General features: G+C 60.8%; 14 protein-coding genes. 6 read left to right on the forward strand and 8 right to left on the reverse strand.

All coding sequences use genetic code 11. The annotated features are described in order from the left end of the window. Positions 1 to 17: 17 nt before the first annotated feature. The gene (locus tag ACA041_RS10840; RefSeq protein WP_497441088.1) at positions 18 to 791 is read right to left on the reverse strand and encodes an SDR family oxidoreductase; all 774 of its coding nucleotides are present in this window, start codon (positions 789 to 791) and stop codon (positions 18 to 20) included. 162 nt (positions 792 to 953) lie between these two features. Here ACA041_RS10840 and ACA041_RS10845 point away from each other — a divergent pair, with 162 nt between their 5' ends. From ACA041_RS10845 to dmpG, 4 genes are read left to right on the forward strand one after another with little or no spacing between them, the layout of a single operon-like run. Then, positions 954 to 1,796 carry an alpha/beta fold hydrolase gene (locus ACA041_RS10845; RefSeq protein ID WP_497441089.1) on the forward strand — a complete coding sequence of 281 codons (843 nt, stop codon included), beginning with the start codon at positions 954 to 956 and terminating at the stop codon, positions 1,794 to 1,796. Next, on the forward strand, positions 1,793 to 2,584 hold the full coding sequence (locus tag ACA041_RS10850; protein WP_497441090.1) for a fumarylacetoacetate hydrolase family protein: 792 nt from the start codon (positions 1,793 to 1,795) through the stop codon (positions 2,582 to 2,584). Before ACA041_RS10845 ends, ACA041_RS10850 begins: the two co-directional genes overlap by 4 nt. 18 nt (positions 2,585 to 2,602) lie before the next feature. Beyond that, a complete protein-coding gene (locus tag ACA041_RS10855; protein WP_497441091.1) occupies positions 2,603 to 3,511 on the forward strand; it encodes an acetaldehyde dehydrogenase (acetylating) in 909 nt (302 codons plus the stop codon). 13 nt (positions 3,512 to 3,524) lie between these two features. Next, complete coding sequence (gene dmpG / locus ACA041_RS10860) at positions 3,525 to 4,559, forward strand: 4-hydroxy-2-oxovalerate aldolase (protein ID WP_497441092.1); 1,035 nt, start codon at positions 3,525 to 3,527, stop codon at positions 4,557 to 4,559. Between the two features lie 54 nt (positions 4,560 to 4,613). Here the strand turns inward: dmpG and ACA041_RS10865 are convergent, their stop codons facing one another. The 4 genes from ACA041_RS10865 to ACA041_RS10880 all read right to left on the reverse strand — a co-directional run bounded on the left by ACA041_RS10865 (position 4,614) and on the right by ACA041_RS10880 (position 7,962). Beyond that, positions 4,614 to 4,781, reverse strand: coding sequence for a hypothetical protein (locus ACA041_RS10865; RefSeq protein WP_497441093.1), 168 nt, complete (start codon positions 4,779 to 4,781; stop codon positions 4,614 to 4,616). 236 nt (positions 4,782 to 5,017) lie between these two features. After that, a complete protein-coding gene (gene nudE, locus ACA041_RS10870) occupies positions 5,018 to 5,566 on the reverse strand; it encodes an ADP compounds hydrolase NudE (RefSeq protein WP_497441094.1) in 549 nt (182 codons plus the stop codon). Positions 5,567 to 5,653: 87 nt separating this feature from the next. Next, entirely contained in the window at positions 5,654 to 6,784 is a 1,131-nt protein-coding gene (locus ACA041_RS10875; protein WP_497441095.1) for a helix-turn-helix transcriptional regulator, read from the reverse strand. A 134-nt stretch (positions 6,785 to 6,918) separates the two neighbouring features. Next, positions 6,919 to 7,962 (reverse strand): 3-ketosteroid-9-alpha-monooxygenase, oxygenase component, encoded by a 1,044-nt coding sequence (locus ACA041_RS10880; RefSeq protein ID WP_497441096.1) that lies wholly within the window; start codon positions 7,960 to 7,962, stop codon positions 6,919 to 6,921. A gap of 145 nt (positions 7,963 to 8,107) precedes the next feature. Between ACA041_RS10880 and ACA041_RS10885 the strand changes: the two genes are divergently transcribed. Continuing rightward, positions 8,108 to 8,947 carry an SDR family NAD(P)-dependent oxidoreductase gene (locus tag ACA041_RS10885; protein WP_497441097.1) on the forward strand — a complete coding sequence of 280 codons (840 nt, stop codon included), beginning with the start codon at positions 8,108 to 8,110 and terminating at the stop codon, positions 8,945 to 8,947. Next, entirely contained in the window at positions 8,934 to 9,872 is a 939-nt protein-coding gene (gene lipP1, locus ACA041_RS10890; RefSeq protein WP_497441098.1) for a LipP1 family hormone-sensitive lipase, read from the forward strand. The genes ACA041_RS10885 and lipP1 overlap by 14 nt, the downstream gene beginning before the upstream one ends. A gap of 120 nt (positions 9,873 to 9,992) precedes the next feature. Here the strand turns inward: lipP1 and surE are convergent, their stop codons facing one another. From surE to ACA041_RS10905, 3 genes are all read right to left on the reverse strand, one after another. Next, complete coding sequence (gene surE, locus ACA041_RS10895) at positions 9,993 to 10,970, reverse strand: 5'/3'-nucleotidase SurE (protein WP_497441099.1); 978 nt, start codon at positions 10,968 to 10,970, stop codon at positions 9,993 to 9,995. A gap of 78 nt (positions 10,971 to 11,048) precedes the next feature. Continuing rightward, entirely contained in the window at positions 11,049 to 12,428 is a 1,380-nt protein-coding gene (locus ACA041_RS10900) for a DUF1329 domain-containing protein (RefSeq protein WP_497441100.1), read from the reverse strand. A gap of 23 nt (positions 12,429 to 12,451) precedes the next feature. Next, a complete protein-coding gene (locus tag ACA041_RS10905; protein WP_497441101.1) occupies positions 12,452 to 14,029 on the reverse strand; it encodes a DUF1302 domain-containing protein in 1,578 nt (525 codons plus the stop codon). Positions 14,030 to 14,223 lie beyond the last annotated feature (194 nt).

A 14,223-nucleotide genomic window follows, 5' to 3' on the forward strand; every position in this document is an offset into this window, starting at 1 on the left:
GTTGGAATTCCTCTTGTTCAATGGGAGTGTGCCGCGTCAAGAAAGGCTGGGCGCTCGCCACCGCCGTGCACGGTGACATCCGCGCCGCTGACATAACGTGCCAGCGTTGATGCCAGGTACAGACAGGTATCGCCGATGTCTTCCGGAGCCGCCAGGCGTTGCAGCGGGATGGTCGCCGCCACCCGGGCAATGCCCGCCTGATCGCCATAATGCATGGCCGCCTGCTCGGTGAGAATCAGCCCGGCCGTCACGGCGTTGACCCGTACCTTGGGTGCCCATTCCACGGCCAGCGAACCGGTCAGGTTCAGCAGCCCGGCCTTGGCCGCGCCATAAGCGGCAGTACCGGGCGAGGGACGGGTCGCGCTGACGCTGCAAATGTTGATGATTGCACCGCCGTCGGCCTGCATCTGCATCACCTGATTGGCCTGCTGACAGAGATTCAGCGGCGCCAACAGGTTAAGGCGAATGATCGCTTCGCTAAAACGCGGTGAGGCAACGGCCGCGTCGGCATTCGGTGAGCCGCCGGCGTTATTGACCAGCACATCGAGGCGGCCGAAGCGCTCGACAATACTGTCGATCAACCGCCCGGACTGCTCGACATCCCGCAGGTCGCAGGGCAGAAACAGCACCTCGCGTTCAGCACTGGCAGGCAACGTTTGCGGTGCTTCGCGACCGCAGATCACCACCTCGGCACCACAGTCGAGAAAACGCTGACTGATGCCGCGACCGACACCCTTGCCACCGCCGGTGACCAGTACCACTTTGCCGCGAAAGTCCATCGGATCAAGCATGGGATACCTCGTTCTGTCGCTCGGGAATGCTGCGATGCTAGGTCCACAGCCTAAGCCGGCCTACGTCCGAAAAGACTAGGGCGACGTAGTCCTGTCGGACGATGTTGTTTGCCCGGGCGCTCGGAATAATCCGGCGACAACAACAGGCCGGGAGGACACCTTATGAGCGCATCAGCGCAAGGGCACTTCGTTACGCTGCCGCAGGGTTTGCAGCTGCACTATCTGGACATCGGCGGGCAGGACATCGGCAGCGGCGAGCCGGTGATTTTTATCCATGGCAGCGGGCCGGGTGCTGGCGGCCACAGCAACTTCAAGCAGAACTACCCGGTGTTTGCCAAGGCCGGCTACCGAGTCATCGTCCCCGACCTGCCGGGTTATGGCGCTTCAGATAAGCCAGACACCCTCTACACCCTGGACTACTTTATCGCCGCCTTGAGCGATTTGCTCGATGCCCTGGATATCGAGCGATGCGTGCTGGTCGGCAATTCCCTAGGCGGTGCGATCGCGATCAAACTGGCCCTCGACCAGCCGCAGCGGGTCAGCCGGCTGGTGCTGATGGCGCCCGGCGGCCTGATGGAAAAAGAACAGTATTACTTGCAGATGGAGGGCATCCAGAAAATGGGTGCGGCTTTCGCCAAAGGTGAACTGCACGATGCGGGCGGAATGCGCCGGCTGCTGGCGCTGCAACTGTTCGATGAATCCTTGATCAGCGACGAAACGGTCAATGAGCGGGTTGCAGTGGTGCGCCAGCAACCGGTCTGCGTGTTGTCGACCATGCAAGTGCCAAACATGACCGCGCGCCTCGGCGAGTTGCAGTGTCCGATCCTCGGGTTCTGGGGCATGAACGACAAATTCTGCCCGGTGTCTGGTGCGCAAACGATGATGCAGCACTGCCGGAACATTCGCTTTGTACTGCTCAGCGAATGCGGGCATTGGGTCATGGTCGAGCACCGTGAGCAGTTCAACCGCGAGTGCCTGGCGTTCTTCGAGGAGGCTCGCTCATGAGTGAACAACTGCGTCATCAATACGGCGAAGAGCTTTATCAGGCGCTACTGAGTGGCACCACACTGGCGCCGCTGACCGAGCGCTGGCCGGCGATCAGCATCGAGGATGCTTACCATATTTCGCTCTACAGCATCGAACGCCGGGTGGCCGCCGGTGACCGGATTGTCGGCAAGAAAATCGGTGTAACGTCGGCGGCGGTCCAGCAAATGCTCAACGTACATCAGCCGGATTTCGGCTTCATCACCCGGCAGATGTCGTTCGCCAATGACGCGCAAATCTCCCTCGCCGCGAACAAGCTGATCCAGCCCCGCGCCGAGGGCGAGATTGCCTTCAAGCTCAAGCACGATCTGATCGGCCCCGGTGTTACCGAAGCCGACGTGCTGGAAGCGACCGAATACGTGATGCCGTGCTTCGAAATTGTCGACTCAAGGATTCATGACTGGCGCATACGCATACAAGACACCGTCGCCGACAACGCCTCTTGCGGTGTGTTCGTGCTGGGCGATGTTCAGGTCGACCCACGGACGCTGGATTTGCCCAACTTGCGCATGCGTGTGTTCAAGAATGGCGAGCCTCTCAGCGAAGGTTTGGGCTCGGCGGTGCAGGGCAATCCGCTGACGGCCGTGGCCTGGCTGGCCAACACCCTGGGCGCCTTCGGTATTCCGTTCAAGGCCGGAGAAATCATTCTCTCAGGCTCTTTGGTGCCGCTGGAACCTGCGCGTGCGGGTGACCGTTTTGAATTGACCATCGATGGCCTGGGCAGTGCCCGGGTGTCCTTTTGCGCCTGACCTGTGGGGTTTAACCGGATGAGCAAGAAACTCAGAGCGGCCATTATCGGCCCGGGCAATATCGGCACTGACCTGCTGATGAAAATGTATCGATCGCAATGGATCGAGCCGGTCTGGATGGTCGGCGTCGACCCCCAATCCGAGGGCCTTAAACGCGCCCGTGAATTGGGCGTGAAAACCACGGCCGAGGGCGTCGACGGGCTGCTGCCCCATGTGCTCGACGATGATATTCGCATCGCCTTCGATGCCACCTCGGCTTATGTACACGCGCAAAACAGCCGCAAGCTCAACGAGCTGGGGGTGATCATGATTGATCTCACGCCAGCGGCCATCGGCCCGTTCTGCGTGCCGCCGGTCAATCTCAAGGAGCATGCGGCGACGTTGGCGATGAACGTCAACATGGTGACTTGCGGTGGCCAGGCGACCATTCCGATGGTCGCGGCCGTGTCGCGGGTCCAGTCGGTGAGTTACGGCGAGATCGTCGCCACTGTGTCCTCCGGTTCGGTCGGCCCGGGCACTCGCCAGAACATCGACGAATTCACCCGCACCACGGCCGGTGCGGTGGAGAAGATCGGCGGCGCCCTACGCGGCAAGGCAATCATCGTCATCAACCCGGCCGAGCCACCGCTGATGATGCGCGACACCATCCACTGCCTGACGGATGACGAACCGAATCAGGACGCCATTCGCACCTCGGTGTTGCAGATGGTCAAGGAAGTGCAGCGCTATGTTCCCGGCTACAAGCTGATCAATGGCCCGGTGTTCGATGGGCACAAGGTGTCGATTTTCATCGAAGTCGAAGGCCTCGGCGACTTCCTGCCCAAGTCCGCCGGCAACCTCGACATCATGACCGCTGCGGGGTTGCGTACCGCCGAGATGTTCGCCGAAGAAGCCCACAAGGGCACCCTGCAACTGCCCGTCCGTTGAGTGGAGAATTGCCATGAATTTGCAAGGTAAGAGCGTCCGTCTGCACGACATGAGCCTGCGCGACGGCATGCATGCCAAACAGCATCAAATCAGCCTGGAACAGATGATCTCGGTGGCGACCGGTCTCGATACGGCCGGCGTGCCGCTGATCGAAATCACCCACGGCGATGGCCTGGGCGGTGCGTCGCTGAACTACGGTTTGCCCGCCCACAGCGACGAGGAATACTTCGCAGCAGTGATCCCGCGTATGAAACAGGCCAAGGTCTCGGCGCTGTTGTTGCCAGGTATCGGCACCCTCGATCATTTGAGAATGGCCCATGAACACGGGGTGTCGACCATTCGTGTGGCCACCCACTGCACCGAGGCGGACGTCTCCGGCCAGCACATCGGCATGTCAGCGAAGATGGGCCTGGATACCGTCGGCTTTCTGATGATGGCGCACAGGGTCAGCGCGGAAAAACTGCTGGAGCAGGCGCGGTTGATGGAGAGTTATGGGGCCAACTGCATTTACTGCACTGACTCGGCTGGCTACATGCTGCCTGATGAAGTCACTGAGAAAATCGCTGCATTGCGCGCAGGGCTGAGTGCCGGGACCGAAGTAGGTTTTCACGGTCACCACAACATGGGCATGGCGATTGCCAATTCCCTTGCCGCGATCGAGGCGGGCGCCACACGTATCGACGGTTCGGTGGCGGGGCTGGGCGCAGGGGCGGGCAATACGCCGCTCGAAGTGTTTGTCGCGGTGCTTGAGCGGATGGGCGTCAACAGTGGCATCGACTTGTACCGGATCATGGACGTTGCCGAGGACCTGGTGGTGCCAATGATGGATCAGCCGATCCGCCTCGATCGCGATGCGCTGACCCTGGGTTACGCCGGGGTCTACAGTTCGTTCCTGTTGTTCGCCAAACGTGCCGAGCAAAAGTACGGCGTTGCCGCACGTGAACTGCTGGTGGAATTGGGTCGACGCGGCACCGTCGGCGGTCAGGAAGACATGATCGAAGACCTGGCGCTGACCCTGTCACGTTCGCGGGGTGTTTTGCCCACCTGATCCGGCGACAGCACAAAAAAGCCACCGGCCATGCTTGCAGGCCCGGTGGTTTTTTTATGGAAGAAGATTACGCACCAGTGGGGGATAGCAACTGATGGCGGTGTTTGAGCAGCTGAAGTAGGCGGTGGTGGGGCGGTAGGCTTCATTCTTGAACAGTTGGCACAGGCTGGCACTGCTGCCGGCGCAGAAGATGATGAACAGGGCACAGGTGGCTTTTCGCATGGCGAGCCTCGACACGGATTTTATTGTTGTAGAGGCACGTTATTGCGGTCGGCGGGATGTGGCTTCGTCCGAATGGACTACACAGTCCCCTTGTGGGAGGGGCAGCCCGGGTATTTGCGTACGACTTCGATCCCTTGTGGGAGCGAGCTTGCTCGCGATGGCGGTGTGTCAGGCGACATCAATGTTGAATGAACTGGCCTCATCGCGAGCAAGCTCGCTCCCACAGGTTTTGCGTGTCAGCTACGTCGGGCCAATGCGCCCATGGCCATGAACAGTGCAGCAATGGCCCGTGCTTCGTTGAGTTCGCCGCGGGCCACCAGGTCGGGGATCTGCGCCAGCGGTACGCGCAGGCATTCCAGCGGTTCGGGCTCGTCGCCGACCAGTTGGCAGGGACTCAACTGTTCGGCCAACACCACCCGGTAGCGATGGCACAGGTGACCCGGTGCCAGGGTCAGTTCGCCCAGTTCGCTGAGGCGTGCAGCGCGCATCCCGACTTCTTCGCAGAGTTCGCGTTGCGCCGCTTGCAGATAGTCTTCATCAGGCTCCGCGCCGCCCTTGGGTAGGCCTAGCACGGTTTTTTCGACACCGACCGCATATTCACGGACCAGCAACACATGCAGCGGATCGGGCATCGCCACCAGCATCACCGAGCGATAACCGGTGCCGCGCAGACGCTCGTAAACCCGCTGCTGGCCGTTGCTGAATTGCAGGTGTAAGGCTTCGATCTGAAAATGGCCGCTTTCAGCCAGCAGTTCAGTCTTGAGGATGGTTGGACAGTTGCGCATGGTCAGGCCCCTTGTTGGGATGGAGCCACTGTGCGCCGTGTCGGGGTGGCCGCCATCGTCCGAGCGGACGAGGGCGGAAAGTGAGTGCTAGCCCAGCGTTGCCACGCTGCGCAGGATCAGTCGCACGAGCATGGTCTGGCGGGTCACGCCGGTCTTGGAGAAGGTCGATCGCAGGTGTGCTCGCGAGGTGTTGCGGCTGATGCCCAGTTCTTCGGAGGCTTCGTCGAGGGTCAAGCCGTTGGCCAACAACATGGCCAGTTGAGTTTCGGCCGGGGTGAAGTCGAACAGCGCGCGGACGATCTCCTGTGGTGCGGTGGATTGTTGCTCCGGGTCACTGATGAAAATCACCACGGTGGGGCATTGTTTGCCTTCACTCCAGTCCGACAACGGCACTGAGCGCACAATGATCCCCAGGTCCGCACGCCCGGACGGCCGTTGCACGCGCAGGGCTTCGACCACCGACGGGTTACTGCTTTTCTGCGAGAGCAGTGATTGCTTCACCAGCCGCCGAAACTCTTGAGTGTCACGTGCCGTACCGACTTGCAGGGCGTCGTTGACCAGTTTGATGCCGTCCTTTTCCTGGATCAGCCGATCGGCGACCTGGTTGGTCTGCAGCACTTTGCCGGCTTCGTCGAGGATGATCGTGCCGACCGCCATTTGATTCACCGCACCGGCGTAGAGGTTGCGTTCGGCTTCGATGCGATTGAGCTGCATGTGGATCTTGATCGAGCGTTCCAGGTGCGGAATGAAGTGCGTCAGCAAAGCTTTCTCTTCATTGCCGAAGGCCTTGTCATCGCGTCCGCGACTGATACGGATACGGCACTGGGCGCCGTCGCAGGTGTTGATGTCGGCACCGAGAATGTGGAACACATCCACCGGTTCGAGGAAATTCTTGTAGAACTCCGAGTGCTGCCAATCGTCGTTGGACACGAACTCGGCAAGGGTCACCACCTGGCGGTTGGGCAGGTCGACAAACGGGTCGAGGGTGAAAAAGTGCTTGTTATACGACGCGGTCGCCTCGGTCGACGTGCCGGTGGTGTTGACCATCAAGCCATCCACGTGCGCGCTGGGCGGACGCAGGATGAAGGTCACGTACTTGCTTTCCAGGTGCACATTGAGCTGGTTGAGAAAGGTCGCCCAGGGAATGGTCTCCAGCGGCCCCTGATAGAGGTTGCCGAGTAGATCGCTGAACGTATCGAGGCTGAGGCTCTGTTGCATAGGGAAAACCGTTTTTATTATTAGCGTTGGCGGTGGCCGAGAATAAGCGCCGATATCGACTCCTTGCAACGCCCGGGCACAAGGCCTGACGGGCGGCTGCCAGTCAGGCTCAGAAAGCGCAAAGGCCGCGGTGTTCAGGCCCGTTCGGTGGCGCGCACGACGAACCGTTTTTGCTCCAGCACATCGGCCGAGAGCGCCGCGAGGTCGGTGTAGAACTGCTCGTACCAGCGGCGCAACTGATAAACCGGGCCATCGCCGTCACACAGCAGCGGGTTGTCGACGCGGGTCTTGCTGTGCCAGATCGTCACGTCTTCGTAGAAGGCTTCCTGTGCTTGCTGCACATAGGCCTTGGCCATCGCCTGATTCTGCTCTTCGCTCAGCCCCGGAATTTTTTTCACTAGCACGCCATAGCGCAGGGTGAAGCTGTCGAGGTCGATCGGCACATGGCAGTTGAGCAGGATCGAATGGATCGGCTGGCCGTTCATCGCGCCGTTCATTTCGGTGATCTGGTAGGCCGGGCCGAAGTAGGTGGCCACGGTGCTCAACGCGCTGTCGCCGGACAAGCGCTCACTGCGGGCGCTCATGATCTGGGTGGCCAGGTGACCTTCGAAGACGTTGCTGAATTCCTCGACGGGGGCGCCATGTACCGTGCCGAAGTGCGCCATGTCGGCGACGTTGTCGATCAGTTCGCGGCAGTTGGTGCCGATCTGCAATTCGGCGACTTCCCACGCGGCCCACTCGTCACTGAAGCAAGCGTCAATGCGCGGGATGCGTTGCTCAGGGAGCGGCGGGTTGCCTTCCGGATCATTCCAGACGAACAGCAACTGGTTTTCTTCCATGAGTGGCCAGCTCTTGAGCCGGGCCCGTGGCGGAATGCGTTTGGCATAGGGAATGTCGTCGCAGACACCATCGGCACCCCAGCGCCAGGCGTGGAACGGGCAGCGAATCGAGTTGCCTTCAACGCAACCGGTACTGAGGTCGGCGCCCATGTGCGGGCAATAACCGTCCAGGATATGCAACTCGCCGTCATCGCCTTGAAAGGCCACCAGCCGGGTGCCGAACACCTCCAGGCGATGGGCTTTGCCGTCGCGGTATTGGGCGGCCAGACCAAGACAATGCCAGCCACGGGCGTAGCGGTCTTCCAGCAGTTTGGCTTCGATGCGGTGCAAGGTACTCATCTTATTATTCTCCCAGGGTTCACGGGTTTGGCGCCTGTTACGGATTCTGCCGCCCCTGTAGAAGCGGGCATCGTCTGAATGGACGATGGCCGGTTTACGCCCGCCCGCTCTACTGACGCCATTGGACCCAGTGCAGGAGTTGGCGATGAACAATGAACAAGGGCCGGTCGCGGTGATTACCGGGGCCGCCAGTGGTATTGGCCGGGGGTTGGCCGAGCATGCGGCAACGCTGGGGATGCGCCTGGTGCTGGCCGATCTCGATGGGCCGGGGCTGCAAGCGCTGTGCGATGAACTGCAGACGGGCGGTGCGCAGGCGATTGCTTGCGTCACGGATGTTGGCGATCTGGCGCACGTCGAGCGCTTGCGCGATATCGCCCTCGAGCGCTTTGGCGGGGTTGATCTGCTGTTCAACAACGCCGGAGTGATGCAGACCGGCTACAGCTGGGAAATCACTGCGCAGCAATGGCAGCGGATGCTCAACGTTAACCTCAGCGGTGTGATCAATGGCATTCGCAGTTTCGTGCCGCTGTTTTTGCGTCAGGGGCGGGCGGCCCATGTGATCAACACGGCGTCCCTCGCGGGCTTGCTCAGCAGCCCGTTGATGGCGCCTTACAACGTGACCAAGCAGGCAGTGGTCGCACTCTCGGAAACCCTGCACTACGAATTGAGCATGCTCGGGGTGCCGGTATCGGTCTCGGTGGTGTGCCCAGGGCCGGTGGCCAGTGAAATCATGGCGTCGAATCAAGTGGTGGACACGGCGGGCTCGTCATTCAGTCAATTGCTCGATAGCAGCATCCGCCAAGGCATGACGCCGAGCGAGCTGGCGGAGCAGGTGTTCGCCGCCATCGCCGAAAAACGCTTCTGGGTCTTCCCTCACAAAGGTTTCAAACCGGCGCTGGAACGAAGGGTGCAAAGCATCCTGGAAGAAACCAATCCGCAGTTTCAAATGACCGATGTAGAGGGAAATGCCGATGCCGCTCGATAAGCAGATCGCCGCCGTGCTCCAGCAGTTTCGCGACCTGCCGGAGCCCGACTTCAGCCAGCTCGATGCCAAGCAATATCGGCAGTTTTCCGACAACCTGCTGCCCGCCATCCCCGGCGACCCGATGATCGAAGTGCGTCACCTGCGGGTCGCGGGCGCGGCGGGCGAGCTGGATGCGCGGCTGTATCGGCCACTGGAGCAGGACAACCTGCCGCTGCTGGTGTTCTTCCACGGAGGCGGTTTTGTCATGGGCAACCTCGACACCCATGACAACCTCTGCCGTTCAATCGCCAGTCTGACGGAGGCGGTGGTGGTGTCGGTCGCCTACCGACTGGCGCCGGAAAACCATTTCCCGGCGGCACCACTCGATTGTTATGCGGCCACGTGCTGGCTGGTCGAGCACGCTGCCGAACTTGGCGTTGATGGCGGTCGCCTGGCGCTGGCCGGGGACAGTGCAGGGGGCAATCTGGCGCTCGCTGTCAGTCGCCTCGCCGCACAACGCCAGGGGCCGAAAATCAGTTACCAGTGCCTGTTTTACCCGGTCACCGATGCACGCTGCGACAGCAAGTCTTATGAGGATTTTGCCGAGGGCTATTTCCTCACCGGTGCGATGATGTACTGGTTTTGGCAGCAGTACCTGCAGGATGCCGATCAGGGGGATGACCCCTTGGCCTCGCCGTTGCGCGCCGACCGGTTGGTTGACTTGCCGCCGACCACCCTGATCAGCGCCGGGTTTGATCCTTTGCGGGATGAGGGCGAGGCGTTTGCCTTGCGTCTGCGGGAAGCCGGCGTGCCGGTGCGCGTGCAGCGCTGCGAGGGCATGATTCACGGATTTATCAGCATGGCGCCGTTTGTCGAGCGAGCTGCGCAAGCCTTGTCCGATGCCGCGGCAGACCTGCGCAGGGCGCTATCTGAAGCGAACACATAACCTGTGGGAGTGAGCTTGCTCCGGGCGGCGTTCTGACGATTGCAGACTGTCAGTCAACATTGATGTTGAAAGTGGCGCCGTCATCGCGAGCAAGCTCGCTCCCACAGGTTCTGCGTTGGATTAAGGTTTTATTCCCCGCAACATTTCCTTCGCCTGATCCTGCACCGCACCCGGTGCACTCATGTTGCCGTCGATCACCGTAATCACCGCGTGCCCCTGCCACAACTGATACGCATCGGCCTGTTGCTGGGCGGGCGTTGGTGTCGGCGGGGCCACCAGGTTGACGTGAACCACGCCGTCGGCGCCGCGCTGGGAGGTGAAGTTCACCCGGTCCCAATTGCCGATCGGGGCAAAACTCACGCCTTTGACGTCACTGGCCGCCAGCGCCGGGTAATTGATATTCAACCCGCTGACACCCGGCAAACCGAGGACATTCAATTCGCAGCCGAGGTTGCTTTTTCCGCAGGCCTGTTTGGCTTGAGCACCCGCGAGACTCGCCTGCTTGATAACCTTCACCGCAAACCGGGCAGTGTCATCCATGGCGCCGAGGGTTTTGCGGTAGCCGGCCTGCTGGTCGCGGATGATCAGGTCCATGTCGATGGCCGTCGACACCGCCACCGCCGGAATGCCCTTGAACATCGCGCGGATCGCTGCATTCAAGGTGCCGGACATTTGCGTCAGCGGGCCGACGTTCTCACCAAAATTACTGCCCGACACCACCAGGTCTGGCGGATTGTCTTTGAGCAGCACGTCCAGGCCAACATTGACCGCGTCCACCGGGGTGCCGATGGCGGAAGTCTTGCCCGGGGGCGGGGTGTAGCCCTCGGGTGGGCCGACGCAAAATTTGCCTGGCGCCAACTCGGTCACTGCCAACGCCTGTCCGGGCACGACCACGCTGGCCGCGCTGATGCCACTGCTGTCGTTCAACGGACCAACGAGTGTCACCTGATGCCCGGCGGCTGTCAGCGCCCGGTACATCGCATCGATGCCGGGCGCCCGACAACCGTCGTCGTTGGTCAACAGGATGTTCAGGGCATTGGCCTGCATTGACAGGCTGACGCTGGCCATGGCGATGACGCCAGTGAGCAATTTATTCATGGGGAGTTTTCCGTGAAATGAGCGAGTTCAAAAAAGCACAACGCCCCGACCGAGTAAATCGGTCAGGGCGCAGAGGGCTTAGCGAGTGCCGAGTTTGCGCAGGTTGCCGGGGGTGAATTCGTCTTCAGTGAAGGCGGTGGCGTTGAGCTTGGCGGGCTTTTGATCGATCAACATACGGTCAACCAGATAGGAACCGGCGATCAGGTCATGGTAGATCCCGAGGCGAGCGTGGTAGCGCTGCAGTTCGTAAGCGTAGATCGAAGTTTGCATGTTGGTGCGCCAAAGCTCGCCGCGGCTGTCGTAGTTGTCGGCCAGGGTTGCGGCCCAGGAATCCTCGTCCAGGTACAACACACGCTTGGCGTAAACATGTCGGGCGCCTTCCTTGAGGGTGGCCTGCAAGACCCAGACACGGTGCTTTTCATAGCGCATGTACTGCGGATCGATGTGGCCGGTGGTGGCCAGAATCTGGTCAGTGGTCACGCTCGGGTCGTCGATCTTGTAGTTGTGGTACGGGATGTAGATTTCTTTCTTGCCGACGATGGTCCAGTTGTAGCGATCCGGTGCACCGTTGAACAAACGGTCTTCGTCATACACCCGAAAACCGCCGGCGCCGCTCGGTGAGTCATAGCCTACGGTTGGCGCACGACGTACCCGACGTTGCCCCGGGCTGTACTGCCAGGCCTGGCGAGGGGAGGCGGTCGGGTTGATGAACTCGTGACCGACGACAATCTCGCCTTTCTTGCGCACCGGCTCCAGGGTGGTGATCAGGAAGTTGGTAAGAATGCCGTTGGCGCTCTCCAGGGTTTTATCCGGGCTGGACCAGATCGAGAAGATCTTGTAATTGACCTCTTCGAGCACACGTTCCTTGTTGGAATAGACCACCGCCTGACCGTAGTTGGCCTCTTCGGTATTGGCGCGTCCGGCCAGCGTATGGTTGAACATCAATTCGCTACCGTTCTTTGGAATCGGGAACGGCGAGGCGCCCCAGGCGTTTTGCGTGTCGTTGTTGTCGTTGGCCAGTTCGGCACTGACCGCGTTTTTCTTGACGAGGTCTTCCAGGCGCTGATCGAAACGGAAGTCGCGATGGCTCGGGTACACCGGAATGTTGAAAGTCGCGGGGTAGCGTTTAAGCAACGCTTTTTGGCCATCGGTGAGGTTGTCGGCGTACTTGTCCATGTTCTGCGCATTGATCACGAACAGCGGCTTTTCTGCCGCGTACGGGTCCGGGTACGGCGTGCCGGGGCCAGCGTATTTGAGCTGTGGCGGCAAGCCGCGCCATTTTCCGGTCCAGGCCGGGATGCTGCCGTCGGCGTTGCCCGCTTTCTCGGCACCCATCGGGGTCAGGTCCTGACCCAGGCGTGCGGCTTCTTCATTGCTGATTTTGGCCTGAACCAGGCCACTACCGAGCAGGCTGACGGCCAATGCCGTGCCCAACAATGTGTGGGTAAATCTAGACATGCTGTGCTCCTCCATCAGGGGATTCAGAACCGGTATTTGAAGTTGAGGGCGACGTTGTCGCGGTCGGCCAACGGGGCGTTGTTGGCGTTGCCCAGGTAGGCGTTGTAACGGGCCTCGACGGTGAAGTTGCCCAGATAGCGCCACGAGCTGCCGATGCTCGCGCGGTCGTCGCCCTGGCCTGAGTTGATCGAGCCCACCAATGCGCTGTCATGCTGGGCGGCGGTGCTGTAGGTGACGGGCACCGACATGTCCCAGCCGCTGAATACGTTGTTGTAATCGAAGTTCGCCTGAACCGTGTAACCGAAGGCGTCGCGGTCATAGACCAGACTGTCGGTGCCCGGCAGCGAGAATCCGGGGGCCAATGTCACAGGTTCCGACTTGTCGTTGCTGAGCACGGTGTTGTAGACCAGCTCACCGGTCAGGGTGGTGTTGTCGGCCCATGATGTCGGGCCGAGCACGTAGATCATCGACGTCTGCGCCTGCAGGGTTTTGCCGCGCACCGGGCTTGAGAAACCGTTGTCGACCATCACTGGCTGACCGTCGCGGTAGCTGACTTCACCGGCCCAGCTCACGCTGCCCAGCACCGTGGAGAAACTCGCGCCGTAAAGATCGATGTTGTCGAAGTAGCGCACTCGGTAGTGCCCCAGGTCGGTCTGGAAATCCAGCGACGGGGTCTTGTCGTGGTAGCGCGAGTAGTAGAGGCCGAACTCGGTGTTGTTCAGCGACTCTGCCGCATAGGTCAGGGCCACACCGTATTGGCCGCTGTCGCTCGGTTTGTCGTCACCCAGGCGTGTCAGGAAACCGCTGGCGTCGTTGAAGCCACCCTCGTCGATGAAGTCGGTGGTGGAAAAGTAACTCCCGACGCCGAACAACTGGGTCTTTTCCCATTTGTATTGGTAGTAGGCCTGCAGATCGAGGCTGTCGGTCAGGCTGAACTGGGTAAACAATTGGCCGACGGGCAGCAGGATCTCCTTGACCTCAACCCCCGGAGTGGTCGACTTGGTCGCATCCACCGGGCTCTGGGCGGCGGAAATGCCGGGGTAGAACAGGCTTTCACCCCAGCTCACCACCTGATTGCCGAGCCGCGCGTTGAAGTTGTGGCCGCCGATGTCCCAGGTGCCATACGCGTAGTAATCGAGCATGCGCAGTTCATTGCGGTGTTGGTCGATGGTGTCCTGGGAAAACCGGTCAGGACGGTTGCAATGACCGCCGGCGAAGCAGTTCGAGGTGCCTGTGTCGTTGTCGTTGCCCTGATCGTAAACGTTGTCGTAGAAGCCCGTCCCACGGAGGAACACGCCGTAGTCCTCACGCCATTTGATGTTGGCCTCGGTGAGAAAACCGCTGCGGTTGTTGATCAGGCTGCCTTTGTCGAACGCGTTGTCGCCATCGTTGCCGTTGGCATTGGCCGTCAGCTTGTGATCGCGAGAGTCGGTCCGCCAGGCCAGGCTGTAAGTCAGTGTGGTATCCCAGTCGACGCTCAAATCCTCGTTCGGCTGGAAACTCATGGCGCTGGCTTGACTGCCCAGTCCACCAGCCAGCAAGAGCATGGCCAGCTGTACGCGAGGGTGCAGCGATTGTGGGGCGATTATTGTTTTTATCATGTCGTCCTCATGCCCAGGTCAGACCTGCCCGACCTGCATTTCAGGGGGGTGATTGGTGCTGTGGGCGACTATGGAGTCAGCGTTGGGGCGTAACATCGTCCAAGCGGACTAAGCGATTTGCACAGGGTCGAGGCGGCCATCGTCTTAGTCCCATCGGACGATGACCGTTCAGGGCACGCGGCGAACAATCCCGA

This window comes from Pseudomonas sp. LBUM1676 (genome assembly GCF_059695605.1).

Excerpts from the sequence above, each read along its gene's own strand:
- ACA041_RS10900 (WP_497441100.1), bottom strand. The coding sequence starts at position 12,428 with ATGTCTAGATTTACCCACACATTGTTGGGCACGGCATTGGCCGTCAGC.
- ACA041_RS10875 (WP_497441095.1), bottom strand. The coding sequence starts at position 6,784 with ATGCAACAGAGCCTCAGCCTCGATACGTTCAGCGATCTACTCGGCAAC.
- ACA041_RS10850 (WP_497441090.1), top strand. The coding sequence starts at position 1,793 with ATGAGTGAACAACTGCGTCATCAATACGGCGAAGAGCTTTATCAGGCG.
- ACA041_RS10840 (WP_497441088.1), bottom strand. The coding sequence starts at position 791 with ATGCTTGATCCGATGGACTTTCGCGGCAAAGTGGTACTGGTCACCGGC.
- surE (WP_497441099.1), bottom strand. The coding sequence starts at position 10,970 with ATGAATAAATTGCTCACTGGCGTCATCGCCATGGCCAGCGTCAGCCTG.
- dmpG (WP_497441092.1), top strand. The coding sequence starts at position 3,525 with ATGAATTTGCAAGGTAAGAGCGTCCGTCTGCACGACATGAGCCTGCGC.
- nudE (WP_497441094.1), bottom strand. The coding sequence starts at position 5,566 with ATGCGCAACTGTCCAACCATCCTCAAGACTGAACTGCTGGCTGAAAGC.
- ACA041_RS10885 (WP_497441097.1), top strand. The coding sequence starts at position 8,108 with ATGAACAATGAACAAGGGCCGGTCGCGGTGATTACCGGGGCCGCCAGT.
- lipP1 (WP_497441098.1), top strand. The coding sequence starts at position 8,934 with ATGCCGCTCGATAAGCAGATCGCCGCCGTGCTCCAGCAGTTTCGCGAC.
- ACA041_RS10845 (WP_497441089.1), top strand. The coding sequence starts at position 954 with ATGAGCGCATCAGCGCAAGGGCACTTCGTTACGCTGCCGCAGGGTTTG.
- ACA041_RS10855 (WP_497441091.1), top strand. The coding sequence starts at position 2,603 with ATGAGCAAGAAACTCAGAGCGGCCATTATCGGCCCGGGCAATATCGGC.
- ACA041_RS10905 (WP_497441101.1), bottom strand. The coding sequence starts at position 14,029 with ATGATAAAAACAATAATCGCCCCACAATCGCTGCACCCTCGCGTACAG.
- ACA041_RS10865 (WP_497441093.1), bottom strand. The coding sequence starts at position 4,781 with ATGCGAAAAGCCACCTGTGCCCTGTTCATCATCTTCTGCGCCGGCAGC.
- ACA041_RS10880 (WP_497441096.1), bottom strand. The coding sequence starts at position 7,962 with ATGAGTACCTTGCACCGCATCGAAGCCAAACTGCTGGAAGACCGCTAC.